The organism is Streptomyces sp. MMG1121 (assembly GCF_001280015.1).
GTDB lineage: Bacteria > Actinomycetota > Actinomycetes > Streptomycetales > Streptomycetaceae > Streptomyces.
In genome coordinates this window covers 22,696-32,749 of sequence record NZ_LGDV01000229.1, presented here as the reverse complement: position 1 = coordinate 32,749, position 10,054 = coordinate 22,696, and the positions used below count along the sequence as shown (strand labels likewise).

Below are 10,054 nucleotides of genomic sequence, written 5' to 3'. Positions count from 1 at the left end.
CCGCTCCCAGCAGTCCCGCACTCACCGCTGGACACCCCCGGCGTCGACCATGGTCTGACGACCCGGGCACAAGGCCGAGGTCGGCCGCGCCGTGACCCCTTGGCAGGGTTCCGGCAGGCCGACCCCAGGCCCGCTCCCTCGCGCTGGCACCGTTACCTGGGGCCCTACCGAACTGTGATCACGGCATGCGCTGGAGGCGGTAGGGGGCTTCCACCTTGATCGTGGACACCGGTTGTCATGCAGCGATGGCCAGCGTAGTTGATCTCCGTTCGAAGGCGACCGGCGCGAGGTAGCCGATCGTGGAGTGCCTGCGCTGGTGGTTGTAGAAGCCGAGCCAGCGGAAGACTGCGAGGCGGGCGGCTCGTGCGGTCGGCCAGCCGCGCCGGCCGGGGAGGATCTCCCGCTTGAGCGAGGCGAAGAACGACTCCGCGGCGGCGTTGTCCGCGGAGGTGCCGACGGCTCCCATGGATCGGAGGATCCCGGCCTGGTGGCAGGCGTGGGCGAACGCCTGCGACCCGTACTGAGCCCCGTGATCGCTGTGGAAGATGACGCCGTCCACCCGGCCGTCGCGCGTGCGGACGGCCGCATTGAGCGCGTCGGTGACGAGCTCGGCCCGCATGTGATCGGCCATCGACCAGCCCAGCAGGCTACGGGAGAACACGTCGATGACGGTGGCCAGGTACAGGAACTTCCCGTCGGCGATCGGCAGGTAGGTGATGTCGCCGACCCAGGCCCGGTCGGGGGCGGATGCGGTGAAGTTGCGCCGCAGCAGATCGGACACCGCCTGGGCGGCGGGGTCCGGGACCGTGGTGCGGTGTCGCCGCTTCAACCTCAGTCCCTGGATGCCGTGTTGGCGCATGAGCCGCTCGACGCGCTTGCGGTTCACCATCGCACCGCCCTCGCGGAGCTCGGCGGTGATCCGCTTGGCACCGTACGTCTTCCCGGACTCTGTGTGGATCTTGCGTATCCGCCGGGTGAGCGCGGCGTCGGCGGCCTTCTTCGCGGCCCGCGCCGGGGCGGTCTTCAGCCACCGGTAGAACCCGGACCGGGACAGATTCAGCACGGTGCAGAGCCGCTTCACGCCGAAGGCGTCGCGATGGTCGGCAACGAACTCGAAGCGGCTCACCAGTTCGTCTCGCCCGCAAAATACTTGGCCGCCCGGCGCAGGATGTGGCCGCCCATCAGCGCCGTACACGCCGCAAGGACGGCCAATGGTATGGGTGATCGTCTTTTGGATCTCAAAGAAGTTCCCCGAATTTCTGGTGCGATGGGATGTCCCGTGTCCTGGTCTGCGGGCATGGTCTGACCCGTCCATGGGCGCGCAAGGACGAAACACAGGGGCGGTAGCTTGAGGTTTTCGGGCCGGTTCCAGAAACCGCCTTGCCCCGGTCGGGAGGAGCGCGGGGCAAGGCGGTCGACTCAGGGGGCCGGTAACGGTCCCCTATTGCTGGTTGCCGGTCTCGGCGAGGACGGTGCGCGGGTTGTGGATCACTCTGAGGTGCTGACGTCGGCGACGCGCACCTCGGAGGGCGTGCCCTCGGCCGAGGGACGTAGCTTCTCGAACGGTGTGCTGACCGTTCCCTGCACGGACATGCCGGGCCCGATACGCCTGGTCACGGTCTGGGTGGTCCCGTTCTCGAAGTCGAAGACCACCGTGTAAGTGACCGTGTGTTCCTCGTCGTTGTGGATGGCGTAGTCGGCGCTGAACACCTGCTTGCCGTGCTCGTACCGGACGCCGGAGTCCGTGATCTTCACGGACTTCGGCGAGCCGGTGTCCGGCTGGGTGTCGGCATTCATGCGGTGCGCGAGCCCGGCTGCCGCCCCGAAGACGACGGCGGCAGCCATGATCCAGCCAATGACAGTTCTCCTGGCCACCACCACGTCTCCTCTGATATTTGACGGCAGGACGGCTCAGCGTGCCGTGCTGACGCTTGCCAGGACGGCACGTGCCTTCTTGAGCAGCAGGGCATCGCGGGTCTTCGCAGCCTCCAGCTGCTGTTTGTGCGACGTGATCTGCTTGTTCTGGTAGGCGGTTTCCGCCGTGTACCAGGTGGGCACCAGCCCGGCGGTGCTCTTGCAGGCGACGTCGTCGGTGGCCATCAATACCTGTGCCTTCTCAGGCTGAGCCCCCGTCCTGCCGGGCTGGGTGAACCGGCCCTCGGCGTCGTCCAGGTTCTTCACCTGGTGTCCGTGGCCTGCCATGCAGGAGGACCAGGACGCGAGGGCGCGCTGCACCGCCGGCTGGGAGCGGCTGGCCTTGAGGGACTGCCCGGCGAGGTCTCCGGCGGTGTCGGTGGGAAACAGCACGCCCACCTTCTGGTTGGCCTCGGGGATGCATGTCTCGTTCATCGCCTTGTCCCAGCCTTCGGCCGAGGACTCCTGGTCTTCTCGCGCGAGTTCGGCATCCTGGTCCGCCTGGCTCGGCCCGCCGGTGTCCTGGGCCACCGCGAACCCGTGGGCCGCCGCCTTCGCGGGGTCGGTGATGCCGTAGCGGCGTTCCATGTTCATCTCGTTGTAGGAGGCCGCCGGCTGCGTGCCCATCAGTTTGGGCGTATAGGAGAACCCGAGTCGTTTCATACACGCCGACTTGACGACATCCTTGGCGTTCTCGATGTCCACCATGTCGGGATAGCCCAGCATGTACTTCTCCGGGGGAAGCCGCATGCCCTTGGCCAGTCCGGAGGCCACGTCCTGCTTGGGCCAGCTGGCGCGGACCTTCGCTCCGGCAGCTGCATCGCCACCGTCTTCATCTTCTGCTGGCTTCCAGCACTCTTGTCGGCGGCCGAGTTGGCGCCGCAGGCCGCCGTGAGGGCGAGGACCGCGCCGGTGGCGGCGAGCACGAGGGGTCGGGTCTGTCGCATCAGGCATACCTCTTGTGAGAACCGTTGTGGTTCTTGATTCCGGAGCTCAGGTTCCGGGCGTAGCCGTCGGCCTTGGGATACCACTGGTTCTCCCCGCTGTAGCCGTCCTCGGAATACACCGAGTACGCGGCATAGGGGTCCTGGTTCCACGCGGACGCGGCATTGTTTTCCACGCCCTGCCCGTCGCCGTCCCCCTTGTAGTGACCGCACGGGAAAGGCATCCCACCGAACGCGTCAGAGGGGAAGTCCTCGAAGACGAACCGGACCACGACCGCGCCCCCGTTCACCGTGTAGCCGAACTCACTGGAGCGGTTACGACGGGTCGCGAAGCAGCGCTGTCCGACTGAGTCGTGGTCTCCGACCGCGAGTTGTAGTGGATCCGGAAACAGTGGTTCTATGGCCCGTGTCACTGGACGTGCAGTCCTTGTGCACGTATGGGGTTCCGGCGTAGGCGGGTGCTGCGGTGAGAACGCCGGCGGCGAGGGCTGCGGCGGTGGCAGCGGTCGCGGCGGCGGATCTGGTGAAACGCAAAGAGCTTCCCCCTCCTTGGAGCGAACGCGTCCGGGAGGCGGATCAGTACATAGACGCGCCCCCCGACGCGCAACGACAAGCCGACGGGCGGATGGTTGGTCTGGTCCATTCGCCCACGGCCCGGCCACTCTAGACGCGGCACGAACATGCCGGTCAAGAGGCCAGGGCAGGAGCTATGCCGTCCCGGCCTGAAAGCAACTCCGGCAGCGAGGGCCATCCGGAATGCGGTGCTCAAGTGCGCAACCCAGGAGGTATCTGTGTGACTCCTGTGAAGCGGAGGGGGTGCGAGGGTACCGCTGCGTGCTGCCAGGGGTGGCCCGATTCAGCCCTTCCTCGCCAGCTTGAACTACGCCACCGCAACCTCGCACAGGCACAAGCGGCGTTCGAAGACAGCAGGGAGTTGTTCGCGGCGCTGCCTGGGAGCAGGATCGTGTCGACGCCGTACGGGAGGCACTCGCCGACCGCTACCGGATCATGCTCGACCTCGGCGTCGATGCGGACTCCGGCAGGGGGAGGTGTTCGGCTTCAGTCCGGATGACATCCGTGGCGACTTCGTGCACATAGAGCGGCAGATCCTCATGTACAAGTCGCAGCTGTACTTCGGACCGCCCAAAGGCGGCAAGGAACGCGACGTTCCTCTGCCGAAGGTGCTCGCGAAGCGGCTGCTCACTCACCAGGAACGCTTCGAACCGCTCGACGTCACCCTGCCGTGGCTGGACCCCGAGGAGCCCGACCTCGCGCGCGAGGATCGGCGCAAGGTCACCGTCCCGCTGCTCGTGTATACCGGGCGGCGCGGCGCGATCAACCGCACCACCTGGAACACCAAGGCGTGGAAGCCCGCGCTCGCCGACGTGGGAGTCATCCCGCCGCTGCCCGAGCGGCAGCCGGGGGAGAAGCCGTCGCGCGTATGGGAGCCGAGCCGCGAGCACGGCTTCCACGTCTTGCGCCATACGTACGCCTCGGTGATGCTCGAAGCCGGTGAGTCGATCGTGTCGCTGGCGAAATGGCTGGGGCACTCCGACCCGGCGTTCACGCTCCGGACGTACACGCACTTCATGCCGCAGGTCGGCGCACGTGGCCTCTCCGCCATCGAGGCCTAGTTCACGGACCTCGGCTGAAAGTCCCTGAGAAGTCCCAGAGGGCTGAAACAGCCGCCTGATGTCCGTAAACATGCAGGTCAGAGCATGATCGCTCCCTGAGCGGAACAGAACCCGGCGTACAGCCCGACTCGTCTGCCATCTTGGCCCTGACCAGGGAAAACGACCTGGTCGGGGTCTTGGTGTGTCCGGCTGGAGTGCCCGCCCGTACCTGCGGTTTCCTGGGAGTTCCCGGGTGATTGTGCACGGGGGCAGGGTGCTATCGGGGGACCCGGAACATGGGAACGAGGGAAGCCAGTGGTCGGGCTGGGCAGCTGGTGATCCAGACGGTCGTCCAGTTGAAGCGGTAGACCGATCGCTTGGCCGCAGGTTCGAGTCCTGGGCAGGAGCCACCATCAAGGGCTGGTCGTGACGTACCCTCTGTGACCTGCGGAGATTCGCTCGTCGTGACGATGTCAGTGGCCTCCGCCGGGGGTGAGTGCCTGAGTGCTGCTTTGGCCGCGGTGGGTGCCGCCCTGGCCCACTACCGCGGCCCCTTCGCTCAGGGCGGCGGCTACCTATGGGCCGACACCGTACGCGAACACCTCGGCATGAAGGCCACCGACGCCGCCCTCCGCCTGGCCCGCCAAGCCGAGCAAGTCGAGGCCTCACCGCGCGAGCGGGATGCCGTTCTGACACTGCTGGAACACCTGGGCGCCATCCACCCCGACCACGAACGCCTCGCCCAACACGCCATCCGCCTCTACCAGGCCTGCGGGCGCAACGACGCGGCCCGGCACACCTACACCCGCCTGGCAAGACACCTCAGCGACCTCGGCCTCGAACCCGAGCCGGCCACCCAAGCCCTCAACACACCCCGGACCCGCCAGACTCGATGATCAGTCCGCCGTGGCCAGCTCCACCGCCGACACCACATCGGCCCGGGCCGGCGCCCCGGAGGCGCGGCGCACGACCCGACCGGCCCGGTCGAGAACGAGCACCGTCGGCGTGCGCATCACCTCGACGCGACGGACCAGGTCCAGCCGCGTCTCGGCGTCGATCTCCACATGGTGCACGCCAGGCGTCTCGGCGGCCACTCCGGCCAGCATTCGCCGGGTGCCGGGGCAGGTCGCGCAGAGAGCTGTCGAGAACTGCACCAGCGTCGCCCGCTCGCCGAGTGCCACACCCAGCTCACCGGAGGACAACCGCAGCCCGTCGCCCCGTCCGCCGCTGCGCAGCCTGCCGTCACGACGGGCACGGACCAGCCCGAAGACGGTCGCGGCCACCAGCACGACGGCGGCCACGACCAATCCGATCGGATCGCTCACGGTCACCTCACCCGTGGCTCAGCCGGGCCCGGCTGCGGACCGCGAGCAGATAGAGCTCGCAGCCCAGGCAGTAGCCGAAGGTGGCATTGAGGAAGGCTGCCGCGAGCGCCGCCGCGCTCGCGGCGATGCCGAGCCAGGTGGCACCGGACAGGTAACCCGCCGCCCCGGCGACAGTGAATCCCAGGCCGACCGCCTGCGCGAACCGAGGCGGCCGCTCGTCCTCGAGCTCCTGCGGCGGTCCGAGACGGGGACGCACCAGCCGACGGTAGAGCCAGCCGTACGGGGACCAGCGCAGCCCCACTACCGCGCCAAGGGCGAAGACGATGGCCTGCGCCGCGAGCAGCACACCGCTGCCGGTGACCAGGACCAGCAGCAGCACGAGGGTCGTGAGCACGGCGGCGAAGCGAGGCCCACGCGGGTCGACGCGGACAGGCACACCGGGGGTGGGGTCGGGCATGAAGGACTCCGGGACGGTACGGACGGATTCTGACGAAGCGGGCGCGCGGTCAGCGACACGCGGCGGACCACACCCGACCGAAGTCGATGTGCGCCCTGATCACCAGGAACGTCACGGAGAACATGCCGTCATTGCAGCAGCCGCCCCCACCACGGTCAATCACCGCCCACCTGCCGGACACGCGGAGGCTTTTCCAACCTCAGGTCGAGGCGAGTTGAAGGCTGAGGACGACCTTCACGTTCTCGGTGGTGCGGTTGGGGCTGCAGCGGAGTTTTCGGAGCAGGCGCCAGCCCGTGAGGACGGCCATGGCCTGCTCGACGAGGCAGCGGATCTTGGCGTGGCTGCTGTTGTGGCGTCGCTTCCATCGCTTGAGCCGAGGGCCCCGGAACGGCACGCGGACGTGACGGCCAGCGCCCTGGCAGCCTTGTCCGTCCAGCACTTCAGCCCCGCATCGGCGAGCGCGCCGACGATCCCGTGCGTCCTCGCGGCGGTGAGATCGTGGGTGGAGCCGGGCAGCGCCGGGGATGCCCACAGCAGTGGGCCGCATGGATCGGTGAGGACCTGGACGTTCATGCCGTGACGCTTGTGCTCGCCCGAGCAGTACGGGGTGTCGGCGGCGATCCGGTCGATCGGCAGCAGGGTGCCGTCCAGCCGCGCGAACGCCTTCATCCGCGCCGGCCTCGTCGCCTCGGTGAGTGACGGGGCGAGGACGGCCAGGAGGTCGACGGCCTCACATAGGCAGCGGTACACCGTCGCGATGCCGATGCGGAACCCGGCGGCGAGCTGGGCGTAGGCATCGCCGCACCGCAGGTGGGCCAGGGTGAGAAGGGCCTGTCGGCCGGCCGTGAGGCGTCGCCACCGGGTCCCGATCTCCAGGCGTCGGGAACGGAGGTGCCGGGCCAGGAAGCGCAGAGTGCAGCCGGACAGACCGATCGACGACGGGTAGACGAGCACGCGAAGCTCCTGACGGACACGGGCGATCTTGGTCGAGAACCCGTCCACCAGGAGCTTCGTCATGTTGCACAGCAGCCCAACTCCACAGCGCCGACCTCAGATTGAAACGGGCTCAGCCTGGCTATGCCTTGAAAACGCCGCGATTGTAGTGAAGCGTCCATACGACGATGGCAACTATGACCGCGGCGATGACGGCCGTTCCTACGACCGAGCTGGTAGCGGCGAAAACGCCACCGAATCCGGCCACGCCCAGAGCTGCGCCTACCGCGAGGCTGGTCTCCTGGAGCGCCGCAGCGCGTGCAACATCCTTGGGTGGAACGCTCCCCAGCAGGTAGGCGTCTCCGGATGCCATGGAGACGCCCACGCCCAGACCGATCAAGAGGCTGGCCGGCCACAACCCGACAAAAGCGGCTATTACGAGGCCGAGAGCGCACGTGGCCAAGCTGGCCTGCAGCATGTGAACCGGGGTGAACCGGGACTGCAGTTTATGGAAAGAGAATCCTCCGAGCGATACCCACAGTGCCAGAACGGAAACCGGCAGGACGGACAGCAGCGAATCGGCCTCTGTGCTGAAGAGGAAAACCGATCCTGTGTAGCACGCAGAACTGACGACCAGTGCGAGTGAACAGGCGCCCAGACGGGAGAAGCTGAGCATCCGTACATCGATGAGCGGATCACGAGAGTGGAGTTGCCGCATGCAAAAGACCGCCAGGACGGCACATCCGGCGACGGTCGCCAGTACTCGCCCGGATGCCGCGACATGACTCTGCAGACCGGCCACGAAGAGTCCGAAGCCAAGAAAAGCCAGGGCTGAGGAGGCGACATCGACCTTGGTCGACGAGGCCTGTCCCAGACTGACGTCGCGCAACAGCAGTGTCGCAAGTGCCCCGCATGCCAGAGCGATTGTGGCTGGCAGCCAGAACAGCAGAGTGTATGCGCCCCTGTCGACGAACGCTCGGCCGATCAATGGTCCTGCACCGGCTCCGATGCTGTACGTGGTGATCCACAGGGAGTAGCCCAGTGTGCGCTCTGCGGTTTCAGACAGCCCGCCAATGACCGAGGCAACGCTGGAAACGATCAATGCGTAGCCAAAGCCTTGTATGAACCGAGTTGCTGTCCACGTCGCTGACGAATCCAGCAGGGCAGGACTGGCTCCTGCGATCGCAAACACGAAAAGCCCGGTCGCCAACGTCACGCCAGGGCCAATCCGTGCGCCCAGGCGCGACCCGAGAACAACACTCGAGGCAAGGGCGATCGTGTACCCGTCGATGAACCACAGGCGCCACGAATCGGTCAGCACGGGCAGGTCGTGGGCGATGGAGTTGAACAGCGTGGAGTCCACGCCGCCGAGAAACATGGGTATGAAGAGCAGAGGGAAGAGGATCTTCTTCGACACGGTGGTGGACCGCGCTGGAACAAGGACAGTTCCGGTCATGGGAGACCTCGTCTCAGTTGGCTTTCTGCGGCGATTGCAGGAGGGGCAGGGTGACTGCAATGAAGCCCGGCAGGACCGTCAAATCCACCGTCGTCTTCTACCTCTGACTCTGGTGTGGTGTGCGTCAGCCGCACAGCGCTGGTGACCGCTCCGTGCCGGGTGGTCGCAGCTGACGGCCGGGCGCTCAACGCTGACCTTGGAGGGCGCCATGGAATCTCCGAGTTGATGTGGAACCAGCTAAGGCGGTTCTACCAGTCTGCGCTTCTGGAGACAACCGGCCAAGCTGGTTCCTGGCTCGCTCCAGGGTTCGCCCTGAGCGATGTGCCAACGACTGGCTTCACGGCGGCCGGCGGCGATCCGGGCGCTCGACAGCAGCGAGCCTGCCCAGGATCACGAAGGGCCGGCCCGGGTCTGTATGGCGTCGGCATGGCCAGGACTTCGATGGCCTCGCTCAGGCAGCGGCGCGCGATGGCGATTTCGATACCGAACCCGCTGAACCGGGCGCAGGTGTCACCACACCGCGGGTGGGGTCCGCAGGAGCCCAGTGCTGGTGGCGATTACCTCGCACTGAGGGGGGCGGCCAGGGCCCCTTGGCGCCCAACGCTGACTGTGGATGAGGGTCATGAGATCTGCGAGCCGCCATGGAACCGACCATGATGGTTCTAGCTCTTGCCCTCCAGATGGCAACCGGCTAAGGTGGTTCCATGCCCGTCAAGCATTTCCCTGAGTTCCGTCTTGGCAAGGTCCTGGCGACCAGCTTCACGGCGACTCTGACGGAGCGTTGCGGCGAACCAGTGGAGCGTATTCCTGTCCCGCATCGGCTCGTGGACTGGTTGGCAGTCAATGGGCTCGTGGTCGATTCCTGCAGCGAATCTCAGCTCGTCCACGCTCGAGAACTGCGTGAATCAATTCACGCAGCCGCTACCGCCGTCGCAAATCGGACTCTTCCGCCTCCTTCAGCTGTCCAAGTCATCAATGACTTCAGTACTGGCGGTCTGGCCTCGGTAATCTTGACGTCCGAGGGAAGCCAGGAGTGGCGGCTGGGGTCCACTTCCGTCGAAGACGCGCTCAGTGTGATCGCCGCTGATGCGATCAACATCATCTCTGGAGAACGTGAAGGAAAGATGGCCTTGTGTGCATCGCCGACATGTCGAGCCGCGTTCTTCGACGCCAGCCGAGGCGCCACGCGCAGATGGTGCGAGATGAATACCTGTGGGAATCGCGAGAAAAAGGCGCGCTTCCTCGCTAATAAGCGCCAAAACTCAAACCTCGCCAGCTGAACACCGTCCCTCACGCGTCGCGGCTTCAGCGGCGAGGCCCGCACGGTCGTCTTGGGCCGGGGTAATGCTGTCCACCAGGCCGGCGTCGGCCTGACCACAGTGGGCCGCGTACGTGATGGTGATGCCCAGGGC

Annotated in this window: 9 protein-coding genes and 2 pseudogenes; 3 read left to right on the top strand and 8 right to left on the bottom strand. The window is 66.7% G+C overall.

Annotated elements, in window-relative coordinates; translation table 11 throughout:
• Positions 1 to 235: 235 nt before the first annotated feature.
• The 4 genes and pseudogenes from ADK64_RS35280 to ADK64_RS35265 form a co-directional block, all read right to left on the bottom strand.
• Positions 236 to 1,170, bottom strand: a pseudogene (locus ADK64_RS35280) (IS3 family transposase); the annotation flags it as partial.
• A 318-nt stretch (positions 1,171 to 1,488) separates the two neighbouring features.
• Positions 1,489 to 1,875: a hypothetical protein gene (locus ADK64_RS35275; RefSeq protein ID WP_159046406.1), complete on the bottom strand. Its 387-nt coding sequence runs from the start codon at positions 1,873 to 1,875 to the stop codon at positions 1,489 to 1,491.
• A gap of 36 nt (positions 1,876 to 1,911) precedes the next feature.
• A complete protein-coding gene (locus ADK64_RS35270) occupies positions 1,912 to 2,688 on the bottom strand; it encodes a hypothetical protein (RefSeq protein ID WP_053666002.1) in 777 nt (258 codons plus the stop codon).
• 172 nt (positions 2,689 to 2,860) lie between these two features.
• Entirely contained in the window at positions 2,861 to 3,271 is a 411-nt protein-coding gene (locus tag ADK64_RS35265; protein WP_159046405.1) for a peptidase inhibitor family I36 protein, read from the bottom strand.
• Between the two features lie 636 nt (positions 3,272 to 3,907).
• Between ADK64_RS35265 and ADK64_RS35260 the strand changes: the two genes are divergently transcribed.
• Together ADK64_RS35260 and ADK64_RS35255 are read left to right on the top strand one after the other, a co-directional pair.
• A complete protein-coding gene (locus ADK64_RS35260; RefSeq protein WP_234384834.1) occupies positions 3,908 to 4,492 on the top strand; it encodes a tyrosine-type recombinase/integrase in 585 nt (194 codons plus the stop codon).
• Between the two features lie 449 nt (positions 4,493 to 4,941).
• Positions 4,942 to 5,367: an AfsR/SARP family transcriptional regulator gene (locus ADK64_RS35255; RefSeq protein ID WP_078993024.1), complete on the top strand. Its 426-nt coding sequence runs from the start codon at positions 4,942 to 4,944 to the stop codon at positions 5,365 to 5,367.
• Here the strand turns inward: ADK64_RS35255 and ADK64_RS35250 are convergent, their stop codons facing one another.
• The 4 genes and pseudogenes from ADK64_RS35250 to ADK64_RS35235 all read right to left on the bottom strand — a co-directional run bounded on the left by ADK64_RS35250 (position 5,368) and on the right by ADK64_RS35235 (position 8,642).
• The gene (locus ADK64_RS35250; protein WP_234384832.1) at positions 5,368 to 5,796 is read right to left on the bottom strand and encodes a thioredoxin family protein; all 429 of its coding nucleotides are present in this window, start codon (positions 5,794 to 5,796) and stop codon (positions 5,368 to 5,370) included.
• A 7-nt stretch (positions 5,797 to 5,803) separates the two neighbouring features.
• Entirely contained in the window at positions 5,804 to 6,253 is a 450-nt protein-coding gene (locus ADK64_RS35245; RefSeq protein WP_053665996.1) for a DUF4395 domain-containing protein, read from the bottom strand.
• 199 nt (positions 6,254 to 6,452) lie between these two features.
• Positions 6,453 to 7,207: pseudogene (locus ADK64_RS35240) on the bottom strand (transposase family protein).
• Positions 7,208 to 7,328: 121 nt separating this feature from the next.
• Complete coding sequence (locus tag ADK64_RS35235; RefSeq protein ID WP_078993022.1) at positions 7,329 to 8,642, bottom strand: MFS transporter; 1,314 nt, start codon at positions 8,640 to 8,642, stop codon at positions 7,329 to 7,331.
• Between the two features lie 704 nt (positions 8,643 to 9,346).
• Between ADK64_RS35235 and ADK64_RS43950 the strand changes: the two genes are divergently transcribed.
• Positions 9,347 to 9,922, top strand: coding sequence for a CGNR zinc finger domain-containing protein (locus ADK64_RS43950; protein ID WP_078993021.1), 576 nt, complete (start codon positions 9,347 to 9,349; stop codon positions 9,920 to 9,922).
• The last annotated feature ends 132 nt before the right edge of the window (positions 9,923 to 10,054 follow it).

What these genes read in the sequence shown, in the direction of transcription:
- ADK64_RS43950 (WP_078993021.1), top strand. Translation starts at nt 9,347, where the DNA reads ATGCCCGTCAAGCATTTCCCTGAGTTCCGTCTTGGCAAGGTCCTGGCG.
- ADK64_RS35255 (WP_078993024.1), top strand. Translation starts at nt 4,942, where the DNA reads ATGTCAGTGGCCTCCGCCGGGGGTGAGTGCCTGAGTGCTGCTTTGGCC.
- ADK64_RS35245 (WP_053665996.1), bottom strand. Translation starts at nt 6,253, where the DNA reads ATGCCCGACCCCACCCCCGGTGTGCCTGTCCGCGTCGACCCGCGTGGG.
- ADK64_RS35235 (WP_078993022.1), bottom strand. Translation starts at nt 8,642, where the DNA reads ATGACCGGAACTGTCCTTGTTCCAGCGCGGTCCACCACCGTGTCGAAG.